This is a genomic window from Streptomyces sp. NPDC018045, assembly GCF_044327445.1.
Taxonomy (GTDB): Bacteria; Actinomycetota; Actinomycetes; order Streptomycetales; family Streptomycetaceae; genus Streptomyces.
Genome location: NZ_JBIRFL010000005.1, coordinates 444,423 through 465,161 on the forward strand (window position 1 = coordinate 444,423; position 20,739 = coordinate 465,161).

Genomic DNA, 20,739 nt, shown 5'->3' on the forward strand with positions numbered 1-20,739 from the left:
GGCCCCGGCCTTTCTTGCCTCCCCGGTCCCCCGCCTCCCCGGCCTCCCCTGTCCCTGGTCTCTCTGGTCGCCCCGGCCCCCGGTCTCTCCGGTCCCGGCCGCCCCGGCCCCGGTCTCTCTGGCCCCGGCCTTTCCGGTCGCCCCGGCCCTTCTGCCTCTCCGGTCGCCCCGGTCCCCGGAGCGGAGAGGCCTGTGGCTAAACCGCATTAGTTCGACGGGCTAAAGCGCATTAGGTGCTTCAGGATCACGGTGGGGGAGATGGAAGTCAATCGCTTCGCGAAAGGCGGGTGGCGGGGTGAACTCGCAATCACCGTTATGGAATTGAGATGACGAGTGCGGTGAGAGCCGGCTTTAGCGCATCAGTGCAGGCGGGGAGGGGCGGTGGAGAGGGAGGGGGAAGAGGAGGAGTGGCCGGTGGCGGGGGAGAAGCGGGGGCGGGAAGGGGGAAGTTGGGACTTGTGCATTGACGGGAGCGGGAGCGGACGACAACGTTGGCACCGCCATCCGGCGGCGCGGCCGGTCGTGTGCCGGTCCGTGCGTGGCTCTTCGCTTTTTCCTCGCGGTTCCCCGACGCGGGAGTGCTCCCTCATGGGGGCGTGCCTCCCGGGCAGAAGCGTTTCCCCGACGCAGGAGTGACCATGACGCGCAGGCACTTGGCTTCCGTCCGCCCCGTCCGTAGCGACCGCCACGACCGTTCCCGGGCCGTGCTCGCCACCGCCCTCGCGGCCGCCCTGATGTCGGCCACGGCCGCCTGCGGTGTCGGCGGGGCCGAAGGTTCCTCGGCGGCCGAAGGGCAGCCGAAGCGGAGCGGCAAGGTCGCCGGCGAGATCACCTTCCGTACGCTGCAGCTCAAGCCCACCTTTACCGGGTACGTGCAGGGCGTCATCGACGCGTTCGAGAAGAAGTACCCGGATGTGAAGGTGACCTGGGAAGACGTGCCCGGCGAGGGCTACAACGAGAAGCTCGTCGCGGACGCGCAGGCCGGCGGGCTGCCGGACGTGGTCAACCTGAACACCGACTCCTTCCAGCTCCTCGGCGACCGGGGGATGCTCGCGGATGTCGCCCGACTGGACCCGAAGGTCGGCGGGGAGTACGTACCGGGCGCCTGGGAGCAGTACCAACTGCCGGGCAAGGGGGACGGCGTCTACGCGTACCCCTGGTACGTCACGCCCGAGATCCTCACGTACAACAAGGAGCTGTTCGCCGCGGCCGGGCTCGACGTGGACAAGCCGCCCACCAGTGTCGAGCAGTTCTTCGACCAGGCGGAGCGGATCGCCGCCGCTTCGGACGGCCGGTTCTCGGCGTTCATGGCGGATCCGAAGGGGCGGCTGCCCGGCGACTGGCAGAAGATGGGCGTGCCGATCCTCGACGGGAAGAAGGCCGCGTTCACCTTCGACACGCCCAAGGCGGTCGAGTGGGTGCGGCGGATGAAGAAGCTGTACGCCATGGGGGCGATGCCGAGGGAGTCGCTGACCAAGGCCGACGATCTCGCGCAGCTCTACGGGGCGGGGAAGCTGGCGTTCGGGCCCGGGTCGCCGGGCATCCTCAAGGACGTCAAGCGCAACTCCCCGACGGCGTACGCGAAGACGCGGGTGGCGCCGGCCGTCACCGGGACGCTCCGGCACATCGGCATCTACACGCAGTCGCTGGGCGTGCGCAAGGACACCAAGCATCCGGACGCGGCGGCGGAGTTCGCCAAGTGGGTGACCAACGGGCCGAATCAGGTGGCGTTCTCGAAGCAGGTGACGATCTATCCGTCGAACGCCAAGGGCCTCGCCGACCCGTACTTCACCGACCGGGGAGACGGTACGGACCCCGAGACGATGGCGCGCGCCATCGGTGCCGAGGAGCTGAAGTCGGCCGAGCTGGACGCCAACACGCCCGTGGAATGGACCACCCAGGTCGGTGACGCGGTGGTGCGGGAGATGCAGAAGGGGATCAAGGGAGAAGAGGACCCCGCGGCGGCGGTGAAGAACGCGCAGGAAGCCGCCAACAAGATCCTCGCCCAGCAGCAGAAGCGGCAGTGACCGGCGATGGCCCGGACCGAGCGCAGGGACACGGGTGAGGCGGCGCGGGCTCCAGCGCCCCCGGTGCCCCCGGCGCCCCTGACGGCCCCCGCCGCCGGACGCGCGGCCGCCCCCGGACGCGCGGCCGCCCCGCGCACCTCCCGTCGCCGTGGCAGGGACCAGAACACGGACACGGACACGGACTCCGGCCTGGTGCACCGCCGCTGGTGGGCGCCGTACCTCTTCCTGCTGCCGGGGCTGGTCATGGTGGTGCTGTTCAGCCTCTGGCCGTTCGTCAACACGGTCGTCCTGTCGCTCACCGACGCACAGATCCTGCGCGGTGGCCGGTTCGTCGGCCTGGAGAACTACGGGCGGGCGCTCGACGACCCAGACTTCTGGACGGCGACGGTCAACAGCGTCGTGTATCTGGCCGTCGTCGTGCCCTGCCTGGTGCTGCTGCCGCTGGCGCTGGCCGTCCTCGTTCAGCGGAAGGTTCCCGGCATCGGGTTCTTCCGCTCGGCCTTCTACACGCCGGTCATCGCCTCGGCTGTCGTCGTCGGGCTGATCTGGCAGTGGGTGCTGCGCAGCGACGGCCTGGTCAACACCGTCTTCGAGAAGCTGCATCTGGTCTCCGGACCGGTTCCGTTCCTCACCGACTCCACGATGCTGCTGGTGTCCGCCATGATCGTCACGGTCTGGAAGGGCCTGGGCTACTACATGGTCTTCTACCTGGCGGCGCTGGGGAACGTCCCGGCGTCGCTGTACGAGGCCGCGGCGCTCGACGGCGCCGGCGCCGTACGCCGCTTCCGCAGCATCACCATCCCCAGCGTGAAGCCGATGATGCTGCTGGTCGGGACGTTGTCGGCGATCTCCGCGCTGCGGGTGTTCACCGAGATCTACATCCTCGGCGGGGAGAGCGGCGGCCCCGGTGGCGGGGCCCGGACGCTGCCGTTCCTGATCCGGCAGGTCGGGCTGGGCTTCGCGGGCGAAACCGGTTACGCGGCGGCCGTGTCGATCCTGTTGTTCCTGCTGACGCTGGCGTTCAGCGTGCTGGGACACCGGCTGTCGAAGGGAGACGAGAGGTGAGCGCGCTGTCCTCGTCCGGCTCGCGGCAGGCACCGCCCGATGCGCCGGAGGCACCGCCCGGCTCGCGGCAGGCACCGCCCGGCACGCGGCGGGCGCCGCGCGTCCGGACCGCAGGCCGGGGCCGGGCGGCGGTCGTCGGGCTGACCGGCCGCTACCTGACGTTGTGCCTGATGCTGGTGGTGATGCTGGGTCCCATCGTCTGGCAGTTCCTGACGTCGCTGAAGGGCCGCGGGGAGGATGTGTACGGGGGTGTGCTGCCCGGTCAGCCGACCCTGGACAACTACGTACGGGTCGCCGAGTCCTTCCCCTTGGTGCACTACGTCGGCAACACCCTGATCGTCGCGGCACTGGCCGTCACCTCCAACTGCGTGTTCGCCGCGATGGGCGGCTACGCGCTGTCGAGGGCCGGGTGGCGGGGGCGGCGGACCGTCTTCACGGTGCTGGTCGCGACGCTGATGTTCCCCTTCGAGTCCGTGATGATCTCGATGTTCCTCACGGTCCGTTCGATGGGGCTGGTCGACACGCTCATCGGCGTCTGGCTGCCCGGCGCGGTCTCCGTCATCAACCTGATGATCATGCGGGCCGCCTTCCTCGCCGTACCGAAGGAGGTGGAGGAGGCCGCGGTCCTGGACGGGGCCAACGAGTGGCAGCGCTTCACGAAGGTGTTCGTGCCGGCTGCGAAGGGCGCGCTGGCGGTGGTCTGCCTGACCAGCTTCATGGGCGCCTGGGACGACTTCCTGTGGCCGCTGATCGTGCTGACCAACAGCGATCACTACACCCTGCAACTCGGACTGAAATCGCTCGCCGGGGCCACCACGGTCAACGATCAGCGGCTGATCGCGGCGGGGGCGATGGCCGCGCTGATCCCGATGATGGCGCTGTTCTTCGCCCTTCAGAGGTTCTTCTTCCGGGGCGTGGGCGAGGGAGCGCTGAAGACGTGAAGGGAAGCGATGTGACGCCGTCCGCCGGCCCGGCCTCCGGCCCGTCCGCGTCCGGCAGTGCGGCCTCCGATACGTCCGCGGCCGCCGGTCCGGCCTCCGGCCCGTCCGCGCCCTGGTCCGCCGGCCCGGGGGCGGCGCCCCGCATGGGCGCCAACTACACCCCGCGCAACGGCTGGTTCCACCACTGGCTCGACTTCGACCTCGACGACGTACGCCGCGACCTGGACGCGCTCGCGGCGCTCGGCCTGGACCACATCCGTGTCTTCGCCCTCTGGCCTGTTTTCCAGCCCCATCGCTCCCTCGTCCGCCCGCGCGCCGTCGAACAGCTCGGGCACCTGGTGGACGCGGCCGCGCGGTGCGGCCTGGACGTCGCCGTGGACGCCCTCCAGGGCCATCTGTCCAGCTTCGACTTCGTACCGTCCTGGCTGCGCACCTGGCACCGGCGGAACATGTTCACCGACCCGGAGGCGGTCGAGGGCGAGGCCCGCTACCTGGAGGCCCTCGCGTCCTCGCTCGCCGGGCGCCCCAACTTCCTGGGCATGACGCTGGGGAACGAGGTGAACCAGTTCTCGGGACCGCCGCACCCGGACCCCGACCCGTGTACGTACGAAGAGGCCGGGCAGTGGCTGACCCGGCTGCTGGAGGTCTGCGAACGGGCCGCGCCGGGGCGGCTGCACACCCACGCCGAGTACGACGCGGTGTGGTTCCAGGACGGCCACCCCTTCACGCCCGCGCAGGCGGCCCGCCTCGGCGCGGCCACCGTCATCCACTCCTGGGTCTTCAACGGCACGGCCCAGCGGCACGGCCACGACGGGACCGCCACGGTGCGGCTGGCCGAGTACCTGATCCAGGTGGGCGCGGCGTGGGCGGCCGGCCCGGCGCGGCCGGTCTGGCTCCAGGAGGTCGGCGCGCCCGCCCCGCTAATACCGCCCGAGCACGCCGCCGGCTTCGCCACCGCGACCATCGAGAACGCCCTGACCTGCGAGGAACTGTCCGGCATCACCTGGTGGTGCTCGCACGACGTGACACGGGAGCTGGCCGACTTCCCCGAGCTGGAGTACGGGCTCGGGCTGCTCACCTCGGACGGCCGGCCCAAGCCGGCCGGGCGCGCGGTCGCCGCCATGGCGGCCCGGCTGCGGGCCGGGCCGCCGCGGCCGGTACCGCGTACGACCGCGCTGGTCCTGGACGCGGGGGAGGAGAGCACCGCACCGAACCGGTCGGTGTGCGCACCGGGCGGCTCCTTCTTCGAGGCGTGGGTACGGCTGGCCGACCAGGGCGTACGGGCCGGAGCCGTGCTGCCGGGACGGGCCCGGGACGCCGCGTACCTGGAGAGCCGGGGGATCACGGAGGTGGTGTGGCCGTCGGACGTGAAGTGAGGAGCGGAGCGGCACGGGACGGACGGGACCGACAGGACGAGAGGCTGAGGACCCAGTGGGCGTACGACATGACGGGGGACCGGGCGCGGATCGCGGGATGACCCGGCGGGGGCTGGTCGCCGGGGCCGCGGCGGCCGGGGCGGGGCTGGCGCTGACGGCGGGCAGCGCCGGAGCCGCCGTACGGCCGGACGCCTCCGCGGCGGCCGCACGGGCGCGGATTCCGGGCGCGGCGGCGGCATCGCTCCAGCCGTACGCGTCGTACTGGTTCCCCGACAGCTTCCCCGAGGGCCGGGAGCCCGACCCGGGCGCGGTGTGGCGCAGCCTGAAGAGCTGGCGGCCGCAGGACGACGCGGATCTGCCGTACAACATCGCGACCGTGCCACTGGCCCAGCGGTTCACGCCGGTGCCCGCCAACGCCACCGCCCGCGCCGGCCAGGCCCGTATCTCGGCGCTCGTCTCCTTCGCGGGCACGGCCGGCAACCCCTCCCAGGGCGGCGCCAAGGCCGACTTCTACGCCCTCAGCCACTGGGCCTACCTGGACGAACTGGTCTTCTGGGGCGGCTCCTCGGGCGAGGGCATCATCCTCGCCCCCAACGCCCCCGTCATCGACGCCGCGCACCGCAACGGCGTGCCCGTCCTCGGCAACGTCTTCCTCCCGCCGACCGCGTACGGCGGTGAGCTGACGTGGACGCGTGAACTGGTCCAGAAGGACGCGCTGGGCCGCTTCCCGCTCGCGGACAAACTGGTGCGGGTGGCCCGTACGTACGGCTTCGACGGCTGGTTCCTCAACGGCGAGACCGACGGCGGCGACCCGGCGCTGGCCCGGCAGATGGCCGACTTCGTGCGGGCCCTGCGCACGGGCGCACCCGAACTGCGCATCACCTGGTACGACGCGTTCAACGCGGACGGCCGGGTCGGCTGGCAGGGCGCGCTCAACGACAAGAACGCGATGTTCTTCCAGCGCGGGGCCGAGAAGCTGTCCGACACGATGTTCGTGGACTTCCGGTGGAGCGCGGCACGGCTGGCGTCGTCGGCCGCGTACGCCCGGCGGCTGGGGCGTTCCCCGTACGAGCTGTGGGCGGGCGTCGATGTCGAGGCCAACGGCTGGAACTCGTCCGTGGACTGGGACGCGTTCGTTCCGGAGGGCCGCGACCACGTGGTGTCGTACGGGCTCTACCGGCCGGAGTGGACGCGGCGGTCCGGTGACACGCCCGGGCAGTTCCACTCCCGCGACGACCAGTTCTGGGGCGGGCGGAACACCGACCCGTCGGCGCCCGCCGGGCCGGGCTCCTGGCGCCCGGCGGCCCGTACGGTCGCCGACCGGTCCACCATCACGTCCGTGCCGTTCGCGTCGGCCTTCAACACCGGGCACGGGACGGCCTGGTGGGAGGACGGAGTGCGCACCGGCGACGCCGAGTGGCACCACCTCGGGCTCCAGGACCAACTGCCGGGGCGGCGCTGGGCACGGTGGGCGGACGGGGGCGGAGCGTCTCAGCGCCCCACGGTCGGGTTCGACTTCGGCGCGGCCTGGCGCGGCGGCAGCAGCCTGCTCGTCGAGGGCGCGGACGGTGTGCTCGGCCGGCCGGTGACCCTGGAACTCTTCCGTACCCGGCTGCCGCTGCGCGCCGGCACCGTCCTGGAGATCACGCACCGCGCCGACGAGGGCACGGCGGCGGTCACCGTGGAGGCGGCCGTGGCGTACGCGGAACCGGCCACGGCGGGCGGGCGGCCGGAGTTCCGGCGGTTCGCGGCGCGGACCGTACGGGCCGCGGACGGCTGGGTCACCACGGCCGTACGGATCGGGAACGGGCACGGCCGTACCGCGCACGTGCTCGGCGTCCGGCTGAGCGCGCCCGGCGGCGCGCCCGTGCGCTGGCGGCTGGGCGCCCTCGCGGTACACGACGGCGAACCGGCCGCGCACACGCCCGCGCCACCGAGCGCCCTGAAGGTCGCCGCCGCGCGCGGCACGGGGGACGGCGTGGCCGAACTGCGGCTGACCTGGAAGCCCTCGGTCAAGGGCGTTCCCGTACGGCATCACGAGGTGCACCAGGTCCTCCCGGGCGGCCAGCGGCGCTTCCTCGGCGGGACCTGCGGAACCGCGTTCTACGTGCCCGCGCTGCGCCGTACGTCCGGCGAGCCGGGGACCCGGCTGGAAGTGCGCGCGGTCGGCGAACTGCACACCTCGTCGGCGGCCACCGCGACGGTGTTCACCTGGTAGGCCCGATTCACCTGGTAGGCCCGCCGCCCGACGGGCAAGAACCCGGCAGGACCCGCACGGGAAGGGCAGGAGGCCCGTAAGGCCCGCAATTGGCCCCAAGGAACGCAAGGCCGCGCGAAGAACCGTGCGGCCCGCAAAGGCCCGTAGGGCCCGTACGACAGGAACGACCGACCCGCACGCACCCGTACCCGCCTCGCACCTACCGGAGCACCCTCATGCACGACGACCGCAGCATCGTGGAACACCGTCTACGCCGTGTCCTGAACGACCGCATCGTGCCCGCCGTCCGCAGCCGGTCCGTGCCGCTGACGGTCGGGCGCTGGGAGGCGCCGGGCGAGCCGGTGCCGCCGGCCGAGGGCCTGGCCGCCGACTACGAACCGACGAAGACCGGGGAGGAGTGGGGACCCGCCTGGGGCACCACCTGGTTCCGGGTCACCGGGCAGGTCCCGGCGGAGTGGGCCGGGCGCGCCGTCGAAGCCGTACTGGACCTCGGATTCGAGACGAACATGCCCGGATTCCAGTGCGAGGGCCTGGTCTACCGGGCGGACGGCGAGGCGGTGAAGGGCCTCAACCCGCGCAACGACTGGGTGCGCGTCGCCGCGCCCGCCGCGGGCGGTGAGGAGGTCGAGCTGTATGTGGAGGCGGCCTCCAATCCGGTGCTGGCGGACCACCGGCCCACCTACGAGGGCGACCGGCTCACCGCGAGCCGCGCGCCGCTGTACCGGCTGCGGCGGATGGACCTCGTCGTCTTCGAGACCGAGGTCTGGGAACTCGTCCAGGACCTGGAGGTGCTGGGCAGCCTGATGCGGGAGCTGGACGTGGCCGACGCGCGCCGCCACGGCATCCTGCGCGCCGTCGAAAGGGCCTTGGACGCCGTCGACCTCAAGGACATCCCCGGTACGGCCGAGCGCGCCCGCGCCCAGCTCGCGGACGTCCTCGCCTCCCCGGCGCACGCCTCGGCCCACCGCGTCAGCGCGGTCGGCCATGCGCACATCGACTCCGCCTGGCTGTGGCCGCTGCGCGAGACGGTCCGCAAGGTGGCCCGTACGTCCTCCAACATGGTCAACCTGATGGACGAGCACCCCGAGTTCGTCTTCGCCATGTCGCAGGCGCAGCAGCTCGCGTGGATCAAGGAGCATCGGCCGGAGGTGTTCGCCAAGGTCAGGGCGAAGATCGAGGCCGGGCAGTTCGTGCCGGTCGGCGGCATGTGGGTGGAGTCGGACACCAACATGGTCGGCGGCGAGGCGATGGCCCGGCAGTTCCTGTACGGGAAGAAGTTCTTCCTGGACGAGTTCGGCATCGAGACGAAGGAGGTGTGGCTGCCGGACTCCTTCGGCTACACGGCGGCCATGCCGCAGCTCGTGAAGCTGTCGGGCTCGACGTGGTTCCTGACGCAGAAGATCTCCTGGAGCCAGGTCAACAGGTTCCCGCACCACACCTTCTGGTGGGAGGGCATCGACGGCACCCGCGTCTTCACCCACTTCCCGCCCGTCGACACCTACAATTCCGACCTCGGCGGGAAGGAGATGGCGCACGCCGCGCGCAACTACCGGGAGAAGGGCCGGGGTTCCCGGTCGCTGGCGCCCTTCGGGTGGGGCGACGGCGGTGGCGGCGCCACCCGCGAGATGCTGGCCCGCGCCGCCCGGCTGCGCGACCTGGAGGGCTCGCCGCGGGTCGGGATCGAGCGGCCCGACGCGTTCTTCGAGAAGGCGCACGCGGAGTACCCGGACGCGCCGGTATGGGCGGGCGAGCTGTATCTGGAGCTGCACCGCGGCACCTACACCTCGCAGGCCAAGACCAAGCAGGGCAACCGGCACAGCGAGTCCCTGCTGCGCGAGGCCGAGCTGTGGGCCGCCACCGCCGCCGTACGGGTGCCGGGCCACGCCTACACCTACCCGTACGAGGACCTGGAGCGGATCTGGAAGACGGTGCTGCTGCACCAGTTCCACGACATCCTGCCCGGCTCGTCGATCGCCTGGGTGCACCGGGAGGCCCGCGACACGTACGCGCGGGTCCGCGAGGAGCTGACCGCCATCGTCCTCGCCGCGCAGACCGCGCTGGCCGGGCCGGGCACACGGGAGATCGTCTTCAACGCGGCGCCGCACCCGCGCGGCGGCATCCCGGCGGGCGGCGCGCGGCCCGCACCCGGGCAGGGCGGCACGCCCGTGTCCGTAAGTCCGGTGACCGTCGAGCCGCTGACCGTGGACGGCCGGGCCACCGGCGGTCACCGGCTCGCCAACGGCCGCCTCCGGGTCGAGATCGACGCGCGTGGCCTGGTCGTGTCCGCGTACGACATCGAGGCCGGCCGGGAGGCCGTCGCGCCGGGCGCCGCGGCCAACCTCCTCCAGATCCACCCGGACTTCCCCAACATGTGGGACGCCTGGGACGTGGACGAGTTCTACCGCCACAACGTCACCGACCTGGTGGCCGTGGACGAGCTGACGGTCGACGCGGCCGGCCCGGAAGCGGTACGCGTCAAGGTCGCCCGGTCCTTCGGGCACGGCTCCACCGTCGTCCAGACCCTCACGCTGCGGGCCGGCGCCAAGGTCCTGGACATCGACACCGAGGTGGACTGGCGGGAGACCGAGACATTCCTCAAGGCCGCCTTCCCGCTGGACGTGAAGGCCGACCGGTCCGCCTCCGAGACCCAGTTCGGGCACGTCTTCCGCGCCACCCACACCAACACGTCCTGGGAGGCCGCCAAGTTCGAGATCTGCGCGCACCGCTGGATCCAGGTCGAGGAGCCGGGCTGGGGCGCGGCGCTGGTCAACGACTCCACGTACGGGCACGACGTCACCCGTGACATCCGCCCGGACGGCGGCCAGACCACGACCGTACGGCTGTCCCTGCTGCGGGCGCCCCGCTACCCGGACCCGGAGACCGACCAGGGCCACCACCGGCTGCGGTACGCGCTCGCACCCGGCGCGGCGATCGGCGACGCGGTACGGGAGGGCCACCGGATCAACCTGCCGGAGCGTACGGTGCGCGGCGGTGGGCCGGTCGAGCCGCTGGTCGGCGTGGACGACGACGCGGTGGTCGTCGAGGCCGTGAAGCTGGCCGAGGACCGCGGCGGGGACGTCGTGGTCCGGCTGTACGAGTCGCGCGGCGGGCGGGCGTCGGCGACGCTCACGGCGGGGTTCCCGGTGGCGGGGGCCGTCGAGACGGATCTGCTGGAGAGGGACATGGCGGGTTCGGCGGTCGGCGAGGTGCGGGACGGGCGGGTGGCGCTGACGCTCCGGCCGTTCCAGATCGTGACCGTACGGCTGTCGCGCGCGGCGGGCTGAGATGCGGGGCGGCCGAAGTCCTGCGGGTCCGGCTGCCCCGCCCCCTCACCCCCCGTTCTCCACCGCCTTCAGCACCTCACCCGCGCCGTCCTCCGCCGCCATACGCCGTGCGATCCCGGTGGCGGCAGCGCGGTGGGCGGGCTCCCGTACGGCGCGTGCGACGGCCTCCGCCAAGAGGTCCGCTCCGCCTTCCTCCTGCGCCAGCGCGCGGAACGGCACCGCATCGGTACCGGCGCCCACCGCCGCCAGCCGGGCGGCCCAGAACGGCTGGTCGGCGGTGACCGGTACCGGTACGGCCGGGACCCCGGCCCGCAGTGCGGCGGCCGTCGTGCCCGCACCAGCGTGGTGCACGACGGCCGCCGTACGCGGGAAGAGGAGGGCGTGCGGCACCTCGCCGACGGTCAGGATCCCGTCGCCGGTCTCCGGGCCGGCCAGGCCCGCCCAGCCGGACTGGAGCACGCCGCGCACCCTCGCGCGGCGGAGGGCGGCGACGACGTTCGCCGTCAGCCGCGCGGCCGTGCCGTCGTCCCCCGCACCCGCCGCCATGCTGCCGAAGCCGACGAAGACGGGCGGCGGGCCCGCCGCGAGGAAGTCCTCCAGCGCGGGTGGGAGGGCGGCGTCGGGTGCGGTGTACGGCCACCAGTTGCCGACCAGTTCCAGGCCGGGGTGCCAGTCCGTGGGCCGGGGGACGAGTGCGGGGCTGACGCCGTGCAGCACCGTACGGCGGTCCGCGCCCCGGCGGCGGCGCAGCGCGCCCGTCGAAACGGGCGGCAGACCCAGCCGGGCCCGTAGCTCCCGTACCCCGTCCGCGTACAGGCGGTCCACCACCCGCAGGGAGAGACGGCCGGCGGCGCGGTTGCCCCGGCGGCCCAGCGAGCGGGTGCCCGCGACCACGGGCGGGAAGTCGCCGGTGGGCGCGTTCGGCTGGAGGGGCAGGTCGAGGTACGGGATGTCCATCGCCTCGGCGGCGTGCCGGCCGAGTGGGGCGGTGGTCGCGGACAGGAGCAGCAGGTCGGCGCCCTGGGCGGCGGCATCGGCGAGGCCGGGGCCGAGCTCCCGGGTGAAGGCGGCGGCCCGCCGCATCAGCTCCCGCTTCCCGCCGAAAGCCCCGCTCCGTTCCCTTCGAGGGTCGGCGGGCAGCGCCCGGAACTCCAGCCCGGCGGCGCGTACGAGCGGCGCGTACGAGGCGTCGGCGGCCAGCGCGACGGTGTGCCCGGCCTCCTGGAGGCGGGCGCCGAGGCCGGTGTACGGGGCGACGTCGCCGTACGAACCGGCCGCCGTGACGAGGATCTTCATGACGGCTCCGGGGAGGAGGGCGAAAGGGTTTCGGACGGGGCGGGAGCCGGGCCTTGGCGTACCGCGTTGGCGTGCACCGCCGCCCGCAGGTACGCGGCGAGACCGGGACGCTGCTGGGACGGCGGTACGACGAGCGCGTAGGCCCGTGGGTCGGCCGTGAAGTCGTCGGCGATCCGGCAGTGCATGTCGGTGGGGCACGGGGTGAACCAGCGGGTGAGGTGGGCGCGGTGCTCCTCGGCCAGGTCCATGGCCCGCTCGCCGTCGGCGGGCTCCCCGGCGTCGAAGGCGGCGAGCAGCCGGTGCCGCCACGCGTCGGCCTCGGCCATGATCCGCGCCCAGTCCTCCTTGGTGTGCGCGGCGGCCCGCGCCATGGACTGCTGGTGGCCCGCGCTGTGCTGCCATTTCAGGTGTGCCTCGGTGGCGTAACTGAGGTCGAAGGTGACCTCGCCGAAGACCTCGAAACGCTCCTCGGGCGTCAGCTCCACCCCCGTACGCTGCACCTCCATCGCCCGCTCGGCGACCTCGACCAGCCGTTGCAGCTCGGTGATCTGCTCCTTGAGCAGGCGGTGCCGGGCGCGCAGGTGGTCCAGGGCGTCGGCCTGCGGGTCAAGGAGGACGGCGGCGATCTCGTCGAGGCCGAAGCCGAGCTGCCGGTAGAAGAGGATCTGCTGGAGGCGGGCCAGGTCGGCGTCGTCGTAGAGGCGGTATCCGGCGGGACTGCGGGCGCTGGGGGAGAGCAGACCGGCCTTGTCGTAGTGGTGCAGGGTGCGGACCGTGATGCCCGCGAAGCCGGAGACCTGCCCGACCGAGTACGCCATGGAACCGCCTCTCGTGCCACGGCCTGCCGGGGGCCGCCGTACGGCCCGTGCCGTACGGGCACAGACTGCGGCCTGACGTGGGGGGAGGGTCAAGCGGGGGCCGGTCGTCCGGACGGAGCCGGTCCCGGCGGCTCCCGCGAGCCACCGATGGACCGCACACCACCGATCGACCTCACACCACCGATGGCCCCCTGTTACACGGCCGTGGGACCGCCGTGAAACGGGCTGTTTAGCGTGAGGGCATTCTGGGCGGACACGGTTACCTTTGTCGTAAAAGCCCGCAAGTCCAGTCCATGGCACCTCACGGCGCCCCGACGGCACTCCGGTGCCACCCCGAAGCCCCCCAGCCGACCGAGGGACACGTGCGCTCACTCACCGCGACCGCCTGCGTCGCCGCGATGTCCGCGGCCGTGCTGCTGCTGTCCGGCTGCTCCGACCCGCGCGGCCTGCGGGTGGTGGGCCCCGCCGTGTCCCCCTCGCCGCCGGCCGGCCCGGCCGAGGTCACCGAGCCCGTCTACGTCTCCGACGCGGCCCGCCGCCCGTTGCAGCGCCCCGCCTCGTTCGTCCTGGTCGGCTCGGTCAGCCTGACCGGCCTGCGCTGGACGTCCTGGGGGGACGCGACCGCCGAGGCCACCGGAGGGCTCAGCGGCGCCTGGTGCCGCCCCGAGTGCGGCAGACAGCCGTACCCGGTCAAGGTCACGCTCAGCGGGCTGCTCAAGGAGGAGCGGCAGAACCGGCCGGCGTTCTACTCGCGGGCCACCCTCGTCTCCGACCGCCTGCCGCCGGAGAAGGCCGCCGAACTGGGCAGGGTCAGCCTGCACACCCCGGAGTTCTAGGCCGCCATGGGGTTGCGCGCGAAGATCGGTATAGCGATCGCCGCCACGGCCGCCGTGGTCGCGGTCCTCATCGGGGTGCTCGTGCACAACCGGACCGTGGACGCGCAGTTCGACCTGGCGGCCGAATCGATCGACGGGCGGCTGCAGAGCCTGGTGCAGGACCGGGCGGCCGGCATCGACACCGGCCGGGCGATCGTCGACCCGCCCGACCTCCCCGGCCCGCTGAAGGACGCCGTCGCCCACGGCAAGCGCGGCGTCTACCTCGAACCCGACGGCCCCAAGCCGCATCTGTGGGCCGCGACCGGGCTGGCGGGCGAGGTCATCGCGCTCAAGCGCCCGTACGTACGGGAGCAGGAGACCCTGCGCAGCCTGGACCGGGTGCTGTGGCTGTCCGGCATCGCGGGCACCGCGCTGGGCTGCGTCGTCGGCCTGCTGGTCGCCCGCCGGCTGGGGCGGCGGCTGACCGTCTCGGCCGGCACCGCCCAGCGGATCGCCGAGGGCGATCTGACCGCGCGGCTGCCGCGTGCCGGCAAGGACGAGATAGCCCAGCTCACCACCGCGGTGAACACCATGGCCGACGCGCTGGCCGCCCGCCTCCAGGCCGAGCGCGATGTGACCGCGAACATCGCCCACGAGCTGCGCACCCCCGTCGCCGGGCTGGTCGCGGCCGCCGGCCTGCTGCCGCCCTCGCGCCCCACCGAGCTGGTCCAGGACCGGGCCCGGCATGTGCGGACGCTGATGGAGGACGTGCTGGAGGTGGCGCGGCTGGACGCGCGGACCGAGGAGGCCGACACGGAGCTGCGGCCGCTGGGCGCACTGGCCCGGCGGACGGTGGCGGCGCTGGGGGAGGCCGCCCGGGCGGGCGTGGAGGTACGGGTGATCTCGGACGGCCTGGTGGAGACCGACCCGCGCCGGGTCGAACGCATCCTCGCCAACCTGGTCAGCAACGCGCTGCGGCACGGCGCGGCACCGGTGGCCGTCGAGGTCGAGCGCGGCGTACTGCGCGTCCTCGACAGCGGTCCCGGATTCCCGGAGGCGCTCCTGGCCCACGGGCCGCAGCGCTTCCGTACGGGCGGCGGCTCGGACGGCCACGGGCTCGGCCTCGGACTGACCATCGCGTCCGGGCAGGCCCGGGTGCTGGGCGGGCGGCTGACGTTCGCCAATCCGGCGGGCGGCGGGGCGCTGGCGACGCTGGATCTCAGCGGTGCGCTGCGTACGGAGGGGGAAGCGGAGGAAGGCGGTACGGACGCGGGGCGGGGCGGTCGGGCCGGGTAGGGCGGGCACGCCGACAGGGCGGGCACATCGGTCGGGCCGGGCACGCCGGTCGGCCGGTCGGCCGGTCGGGCCGGGCAGGTTCCCGCCTCCGTCCGAGCGCTCCCGACATGCGGACCCGTCCGGTCGCGCCAAGAGTGGTGTCAGACGCCCGTGCCCGGAGCAGGCGTACCGTGACCGATCTTTCCGAGCAGACCGCTGGAGCCGCAGTGATGGACGAGAACGTGCTGTTCATGGACCTCACCAGCGCCGGTGACGGCGCCGCGCGGCGCGCCTTGGACGCGCTGCGCCACGAGGACGCCGAACACCGGATCACGCTGCGCGAGGCCACCGTGATCGCCCGCGACACCGACGGCAACGTCACCTTCCCCGAGAACGAGGACCACACCGGCACCGCGCGCGGCTTCGCCGTCGGCGGGCTGCTCGGCGGGCTCATCGGCCTGCTGGGCGGGCCGCTGGGCGTCATGGTCGGCTTCGGCGCCGGCGGCCTGCTGGGCGGCGCGCACGACGCGCGCCGGGCCAGCGCGGACAACGCGGCCGTGGACATGCTGGCGGCGGAGGTGCCACCGGGCAGCACCGTCCTGGTGGCGGAGGTCTCCGAGCCGGCCAGGGGCCCGGTCGACGCGGCGCTGGCGGGCATCGGCGGGGAGGTCGTCCGCTATCCGGCCGCCGAGCTGCGCAAGCACGTGGAGGAGCTGATCGCGGAGCGCCGCTGAGCGGGGCGGGCCACGGAGCGCGGGGGCGGGCCGGACCGCTGAGTGAGGGCGGGCCGGACCGCTGGGAGCCGGGGCGCGCCGGGCCACGGAGCGGGACGGCCGCTGCCGGGGCGCTCAGCCGGCCGGATACCGCTCCTCCACCGCCGCGTTCAGCAGCGCCTGCACGTCCTCCCTGCTCAGGCCCTGTGTGCGGGCCTTCTCCAGCCACGTACGGAGTTCCTCGCGCAGCAGCGCGTCGGAGTCCGCGGCGGATTCGGGACGGGCCAGCGACCGGCTCACGAACGTGCCCACGCCGGGCCTCGGCTCCACCAGGCCGGCACGCTCCAGCTCCCGGTACGCCTTCAGCGTCGTGTTCGGATTGACCTTCGTCGTGGCCGCGACCTGCGCGGCGGTGGGCAGCCGGTCGCCCTCGACCAGGATGCCCAGCCGCAGGGCCTGCTGGACCTGCTGGACGATCTGGAGGTAGGTGGCGACGCCGCTGCGCCGGTCGATGCGGAACTCCACCGCGTTCACCACCTCCCGGTCTTCCGTGCTGCCCGGTCCGGCCGCCGTTCCGGCTTGATGATCGGCCCACCCGTACGGAGTGTCAAAGCGGTGCCGCTCAGAGTGGCCGCCGCCGTGCCCACCAGACGATGAACACGGTCACCGCCGCGGTCAGCGCCAGCAGGATGCCGGTGGCGAGCCACTGCATGGCCGCCATCTGGTCGTAGCCGTAGTAGTCGACGGCGCGGTTGACGATGCCGAGCTTCGCGCGGCACGCCGCCGTTCCGTCGGTGCAGTTCCCGATGCCGAGGACCTTGCCGTCGGCGGTGGCCAGCCAGTCGTCCATCCGCACGGCGCCACCGGGGAGCTGCGGGTCCCCCTGGTCGTACGGATACAGCTTGCGGCGCAGCGGGGCCAGCAGCGGCCAGATCCCCTCCGACCACACGGTGCTGAACCCGAAGCCGAGGACGAAGACCAGCGCCATCGAGGCGACGACACGGCGCAGGAGCATGCCGACGGCGATGCCGACGACCGTCAGGAACAGCGAGCGGGCGACCGGGACCGGGCCGGTGGCCTCCAGCAGGCCGCTGGTGTACCAGTCGCCGTACGCGGCCAGCTCGTGGGCCGGCTCCCACAGCCAGGTGAACGCGGCCGACATCAGCGACGTGCAGACGAACACCAGGGTCAACGGCACGCCCAGCTTCGCCGCGATCCACCGGCCGCGGGAGACGGACTGGGTGGTCGCCAGCCGGATGGTGCCCTGTTCCTGCTCGGAAGCGATCAGTGGGACGCCGACGAACACGCCGAGGAAGACCGGGACCCACTTCAGGAAGCCCACGTCCCTGTCGAACAGCGAGCTGAAGGAGTCCTGGAACCTCATCAGCAGCTCCCCGTCCTCGCTCGGCGAGTGGCCCATGGTGTGCGGATGGGCCGTGACGAAGTCCATGACGCTCATGCGCTGGTAGGCGAAGAGCGCGCAGGCCGCGGCGGTGATCGCGAAGCCGGCGAGGAAGGTGCCGCGGTGGCGGCGCCAGACCAGCCAGGTCACGCCGTGCAGTACGCCGCGGGGCGCGGCGGCGTCCTTGCCGGCGGTGCCGGTGGTACGGGTGAGCACGCTCATGCGGCGGCCTCCCGGTCGTCGCCCGTGCCGGGGCCGGTACCGGCGTCCGGTGCCACCCGCGCCTCCTCGGCGATCAGCGGCGGTGCTCCGGGGGAGCGCAGGTAGGCCAGCAAGACTTCCTCCATGCTCGGTTCGTTCGTCTCCCAGGCGTCGGGGAGCGGGCCGCCGGGGCGGATCAGGGCGGTGAACTGCCGCCCGGCGACCCGGGACTCGACGACGGTGTGGTGCCCGGCCAGTCCGGCGGGTACGCCGAAGGTCCCGGCCCCGGTGCCGTCCTGCTCCGCCAGCCCCGTCACCAGCAGGTGGCCCGGCACCAGCTCCTCGGTCCGCCCGGCCATCCGTAGCTGTCCTTCCGAGAGCATCAGCAGGTAGTCGCACATGTCCGCCATCTCGGAGAGCAGGTGCGAGGACATCACCACGGTCGTGCCGTGTTCGGCGGCCTCCGCCATCAGCAGCCCGGACAGCTCGTGCCGGGCGAGCGGGTCCAGGTCCGCCATCGGCTCGTCCAGCAGGAGCAGCTTCGGCCGCTTGCCGAAGGCGAGGGCGAGGGCGACCCGGGTGCGCTGGCCGCCGGAGAGCGTGGCGACACGGGCGTCGAGGGGGATCCGTCCGGCGCGGACGATCCGTTCGGCGGTGGCGTCGTCCCAGCGCGGGTTCAGTTCCCGCCCCATCCGCAGGGTCTCGGCGACCGTGAAGCGCTCGTACAGCGGCTTGTCCTGGGCAACGTAGGCGATGTGTTCCAGTACGGCCGGGTCGCTCACCGGCACCCCGAACAGCCGCAGGGTGCCGGTCGTGGGCCGCACCAGCCGGGTGGCGGTGCCCAGGAAGGTGCTCTTGCCCGCGCCGTTGGGGCCGACCAGTGCGCACACGTGACCCGCCGGGAGCCGGAAGGAACAGTCCCGCAGGGCCCAGCCGCGCCGGTACTTCTTCCCGAGGCGGTGCGCCTCGACCGCCCATGGGCTCGGGTCGCTCACCCGAATCCCCCCCTTTCACTAGTTCATTAGTGGAATGAGTATGCGGAGCTGCCCCGAACGATGTCAACGCGATCTTGTGCCCGGCCGTCCGCACCGGCCGCGACCGCCCCTACGCGCTGTGCGCCCGGCCCCGCGCCCCGGCCGGCGCTTCATCCCCTCCCACCAGCGACTTCGCCATGCACCGGCTGTCCTCGTACGTCCGGTACAGGCCGAACTTCGACACCATCCGATAGCCGGACGACGCGTACAGCGCCAGCGCCTCGGGCTGTTTGACGCCGGTCTCCAGCACCATCCGGGTCCGGCCCGCGGCGCGCGCGTCCGCCTCCAGCGCCGCGAGGATGCGGCGGGCCAGACCGCGCCCCCGGGCCTCCTCCACCACGAACATCCGCTTGATCTCGGCGTCCCCGTCCGCGTACCCCTCGGGGTTGGCGTCCTGCGACCGCCAGCCGCCGGTGGCCAGCGGGCGGCCGTCCTCGTAGGCGAGCAGATACCTGCCGTGCGGCGGCCGGAACATCGCCGGGTCGAGCGGGGTCATGTCGCCCTCGCTGTCGTACCGCTGCGCGTACTCGCGCTGCACCAGCCGGTCGAGGGCGACGGCGTCGGCGTGGTCGTAGGGGACGGGACGGATCTCCATCCACCGCATCGTACGGACGCGCGGGCGGCGGGACGAGGCCGCGAGGTGAGAAGGGGCGCGGAACCCGGCCGCCACGGCCGCCCCTCCTCTACCGGACCCCGCCCCCGCCCTCCCGCCGCATTCGGCGGTTCGGCGGAGCCAAAGCACCCGATGGGGGTGTGTCGGTACGGAATCGGACAATACGGGCCGCCGGCGGGGAACGGCTGCTGCGCCACTGACGCCGAACCGAAGGAGAAAGCCATGCGTCTGCGTCCTGTGCTGGCCACTGCCGCCGCCGTCCTCTCCCTGTCCGCCACCGGTCTGACCGGAGCCGCCCTCGCGGCTGCCCCGGCCGACCCCGCGCCGCCGGTCACCTTCGGCAACAACTCGGGCAACGACGGCCGCGGCGAGCAGGACCACCCCGGCACCATCGGCTGGGGCCACAAGCCGTACCAGTTGCTCGGCGACCGCGACGGCAGGTATGTGATCACCGCGGTGAACAAGACCGACAGCGACCGGCTGCCGACCTGCTACCGCGACCTGTACGCGACACCGTCCTCCTCGATCTGCCACTGACCGGGGCGGCGCACCGCGATGCCCGGCGCTCGTCGCGCCGGGCATCCGTGCGTCCACCGAGCCGGGCCCTCGCGCCCTCGGCGCCGAATCGTTTCCGTCTCCTGTCATCGCGTAGGCTGCGCTGCCGCCAGCGCGATGAGGGAGCAAAGAGTGCTAACTGTGACAACCGTCAACGTCAACGGCCTGCGCGCCGCGGCCAGGAAGGGCTTCCTTCCGTGGCTGGCGGAGACGGACGCCGACGTGATCTGCCTCCAGGAGGTGCGCGCCGAACCCGGCCAGCTCCCCGCCGAGGCCCGCGAGCCCGACGGCTGGCACACCGTGCACGCCCCCGCGGCCGCCAAGGGCCGGGCCGGCGTCTCGCTCTGCACGCGCCGCGAGCCCGACCGCGTACAGGTGGGCTTCGGGTCCGCCGAGTTCGACACCAGCGGCCGGTACGTCGAGGCGGACCTGCCCGGCGTGACGGTGGCCTCCCTCTACCTCCCCTCCGGTGACGTGGGCACCGACCGGCAGGACGAGAAGGAACGGTTCATGGCCGAGTTCCTCCCGTACCTCGCCGCGCTGCGCGAGCGGGCCGCCGCGGCCGGCCGCGAGGTCCTGGTGTGCGGCGACTGGAACATCGCCCACCAGGAGGCCGACCTGAAGAACTGGAAGGCCAACCGGAAGAAGGCCGGCTTCCTCCCGGAGGAGCGCGCCTGGCTCACCCGCGTCCTCGACGAGCGCGACGGCGGCTACGTGGACGTCGTCCGCGCCCTGCACCCGGAGGCCGAGGGCCCGTACTCGTGGTGGTCCTACCGCGGCCGCGCCTTCGACAACGACGCGGGCTGGCGCATCGACTACCACATGGCCACCCCCGGCCTCGCCACCCGCGCCATCAAGGGCTTCGTGGAACGCGCCGCCTCCCACGACACCCGCTGGTCGGACCACGCGCCGGTAACGGTCGCCTACGATCTCGGCTGACGCCTGAGCCGATGGGGGCGGGGGCGTCGCCTCGCCCTGGCGTCCGGCTGCCGGCACCGGCGGGACAGGGACTACGCGGGAGCGTCCGCCGGCTCTGAGCAGCGCGGAGCGACCTCGCCGGTGACTGCGCAGCGTCACGCTTTCGGCGTATGGGCAGTACCGATGTC

Annotated in this window: 17 protein-coding genes; 11 read left to right on the forward strand and 6 right to left on the reverse strand. The window is 73.2% G+C overall.

Annotated features, from left to right (window positions below; all coding sequences use genetic code 11):
• Window positions 1-638: 638 nt before the first annotated feature.
• The 6 genes from ACH4EB_RS15700 (at window position 639) to ACH4EB_RS15725 (ending at window position 10,911) form a co-directional block, all read left to right on the forward strand.
• The gene (locus ACH4EB_RS15700; RefSeq protein WP_398347988.1) at window positions 639-2,027 is read left to right on the forward strand and encodes an ABC transporter substrate-binding protein; all 1,389 of its coding nucleotides are present in this window, start codon (window positions 639-641) and stop codon (window positions 2,025-2,027) included.
• A 252-nt stretch (window positions 2,028-2,279) separates the two neighbouring features.
• Complete coding sequence (locus ACH4EB_RS15705) at window positions 2,280-3,092, forward strand: carbohydrate ABC transporter permease (protein ID WP_398348131.1); 813 nt, start codon at window positions 2,280-2,282, stop codon at window positions 3,090-3,092.
• Window positions 3,089-4,033, forward strand: a complete 945-nt coding sequence (locus tag ACH4EB_RS15710) for a carbohydrate ABC transporter permease (RefSeq protein WP_398347989.1) — start codon at window positions 3,089-3,091, stop codon at window positions 4,031-4,033. The genes ACH4EB_RS15705 and ACH4EB_RS15710 overlap by 4 nt, the downstream gene beginning before the upstream one ends.
• Before the next feature lie 143 nt (window positions 4,034-4,176).
• A complete protein-coding gene (locus ACH4EB_RS15715; protein ID WP_398348132.1) occupies window positions 4,177-5,409 on the forward strand; it encodes a glycosyl hydrolase in 1,233 nt (410 codons plus the stop codon).
• A 97-nt stretch (window positions 5,410-5,506) separates the two neighbouring features.
• Window positions 5,507-7,627, forward strand: coding sequence for an endo-beta-N-acetylglucosaminidase (locus tag ACH4EB_RS15720; protein WP_398347990.1), 2,121 nt, complete (start codon window positions 5,507-5,509; stop codon window positions 7,625-7,627).
• 215 nt (window positions 7,628-7,842) lie between these two features.
• A complete protein-coding gene (locus ACH4EB_RS15725) occupies window positions 7,843-10,911 on the forward strand; it encodes an alpha-mannosidase (protein WP_398347991.1) in 3,069 nt (1,022 codons plus the stop codon).
• Window positions 10,912-10,956: 45 nt separating this feature from the next.
• On the opposite strand, the gene ACH4EB_RS15730 is transcribed toward ACH4EB_RS15725, so the two are convergent.
• Window positions 10,957-12,207, reverse strand: a complete 1,251-nt coding sequence (locus ACH4EB_RS15730; RefSeq protein WP_398347992.1) for a glycosyltransferase — start codon at window positions 12,205-12,207, stop codon at window positions 10,957-10,959.
• Window positions 12,204-13,025 carry a MerR family transcriptional regulator gene (locus ACH4EB_RS15735; protein ID WP_398347993.1) on the reverse strand — a complete coding sequence of 274 codons (822 nt, stop codon included), beginning with the start codon at window positions 13,023-13,025 and terminating at the stop codon, window positions 12,204-12,206. The genes ACH4EB_RS15730 and ACH4EB_RS15735 overlap by 4 nt, the downstream gene beginning before the upstream one ends.
• 362 nt (window positions 13,026-13,387) lie before the next feature.
• Between ACH4EB_RS15735 and ACH4EB_RS15740 the strand changes: the two genes are divergently transcribed.
• The 3 genes from ACH4EB_RS15740 (at window position 13,388) to ACH4EB_RS15750 (ending at window position 15,849) form a co-directional block, all read left to right on the forward strand.
• A complete protein-coding gene (locus tag ACH4EB_RS15740; protein WP_398347994.1) occupies window positions 13,388-13,861 on the forward strand; it encodes a hypothetical protein in 474 nt (157 codons plus the stop codon).
• A gap of 6 nt (window positions 13,862-13,867) precedes the next feature.
• The gene (locus ACH4EB_RS15745) at window positions 13,868-15,136 is read left to right on the forward strand and encodes an ATP-binding protein (protein ID WP_398347995.1); all 1,269 of its coding nucleotides are present in this window, start codon (window positions 13,868-13,870) and stop codon (window positions 15,134-15,136) included.
• Window positions 15,137-15,306: 170 nt separating this feature from the next.
• Window positions 15,307-15,849, forward strand: coding sequence for a DUF1269 domain-containing protein (locus ACH4EB_RS15750; protein WP_398347996.1), 543 nt, complete (start codon window positions 15,307-15,309; stop codon window positions 15,847-15,849).
• 114 nt (window positions 15,850-15,963) lie between these two features.
• Here the strand turns inward: ACH4EB_RS15750 and ACH4EB_RS15755 are convergent, their stop codons facing one another.
• The 4 genes from ACH4EB_RS15755 to ACH4EB_RS15770 form a co-directional block, all read right to left on the reverse strand.
• A complete protein-coding gene (locus ACH4EB_RS15755) occupies window positions 15,964-16,365 on the reverse strand; it encodes a GntR family transcriptional regulator (protein ID WP_398347998.1) in 402 nt (133 codons plus the stop codon).
• An 85-nt stretch (window positions 16,366-16,450) separates the two neighbouring features.
• A complete protein-coding gene (locus ACH4EB_RS15760; protein ID WP_398347999.1) occupies window positions 16,451-17,452 on the reverse strand; it encodes an ABC transporter permease in 1,002 nt (333 codons plus the stop codon).
• Window positions 17,449-18,426, reverse strand: coding sequence for an ABC transporter ATP-binding protein (locus ACH4EB_RS15765; RefSeq protein WP_398348000.1), 978 nt, complete (start codon window positions 18,424-18,426; stop codon window positions 17,449-17,451). Before ACH4EB_RS15765 ends, ACH4EB_RS15760 begins: the two co-directional genes overlap by 4 nt.
• 109 nt (window positions 18,427-18,535) lie before the next feature.
• Window positions 18,536-19,060 (reverse strand): GNAT family N-acetyltransferase, encoded by a 525-nt coding sequence (locus ACH4EB_RS15770; protein WP_398348001.1) that lies wholly within the window; start codon window positions 19,058-19,060, stop codon window positions 18,536-18,538.
• Window positions 19,061-19,300: 240 nt separating this feature from the next.
• On the opposite strand from ACH4EB_RS15770, the gene ACH4EB_RS15775 reads away from it, so the two are divergent.
• Together ACH4EB_RS15775 and ACH4EB_RS15780 are read left to right on the forward strand one after the other, a co-directional pair.
• A complete protein-coding gene (locus tag ACH4EB_RS15775; protein WP_398348002.1) occupies window positions 19,301-19,615 on the forward strand; it encodes a hypothetical protein in 315 nt (104 codons plus the stop codon).
• A gap of 150 nt (window positions 19,616-19,765) precedes the next feature.
• Window positions 19,766-20,572 (forward strand): exodeoxyribonuclease III, encoded by an 807-nt coding sequence (locus ACH4EB_RS15780; RefSeq protein ID WP_398348003.1) that lies wholly within the window; start codon window positions 19,766-19,768, stop codon window positions 20,570-20,572.
• Window positions 20,573-20,739 lie beyond the last annotated feature (167 nt).

Excerpts from the sequence above, each read along its gene's own strand:
- ACH4EB_RS15700 (WP_398347988.1), top strand. The coding sequence starts at position 639 with ATGACGCGCAGGCACTTGGCTTCCGTCCGCCCCGTCCGTAGCGACCGC.
- ACH4EB_RS15715 (WP_398348132.1), top strand. The coding sequence starts at position 4,177 with ATGGGCGCCAACTACACCCCGCGCAACGGCTGGTTCCACCACTGGCTC.
- ACH4EB_RS15720 (WP_398347990.1), top strand. The coding sequence starts at position 5,507 with ATGACCCGGCGGGGGCTGGTCGCCGGGGCCGCGGCGGCCGGGGCGGGG.
- ACH4EB_RS15725 (WP_398347991.1), top strand. The coding sequence starts at position 7,843 with ATGCACGACGACCGCAGCATCGTGGAACACCGTCTACGCCGTGTCCTG.
- ACH4EB_RS15730 (WP_398347992.1), bottom strand. The coding sequence starts at position 12,207 with ATGAAGATCCTCGTCACGGCGGCCGGTTCGTACGGCGACGTCGCCCCG.
- ACH4EB_RS15735 (WP_398347993.1), bottom strand. The coding sequence starts at position 13,025 with ATGGCGTACTCGGTCGGGCAGGTCTCCGGCTTCGCGGGCATCACGGTC.
- ACH4EB_RS15745 (WP_398347995.1), top strand. The coding sequence starts at position 13,868 with ATGGGGTTGCGCGCGAAGATCGGTATAGCGATCGCCGCCACGGCCGCC.
- ACH4EB_RS15760 (WP_398347999.1), bottom strand. The coding sequence starts at position 17,452 with ATGAGCGTGCTCACCCGTACCACCGGCACCGCCGGCAAGGACGCCGCC.
- ACH4EB_RS15770 (WP_398348001.1), bottom strand. The coding sequence starts at position 19,060 with ATGGAGATCCGTCCCGTCCCCTACGACCACGCCGACGCCGTCGCCCTC.
- ACH4EB_RS15775 (WP_398348002.1), top strand. The coding sequence starts at position 19,301 with ATGCGTCTGCGTCCTGTGCTGGCCACTGCCGCCGCCGTCCTCTCCCTG.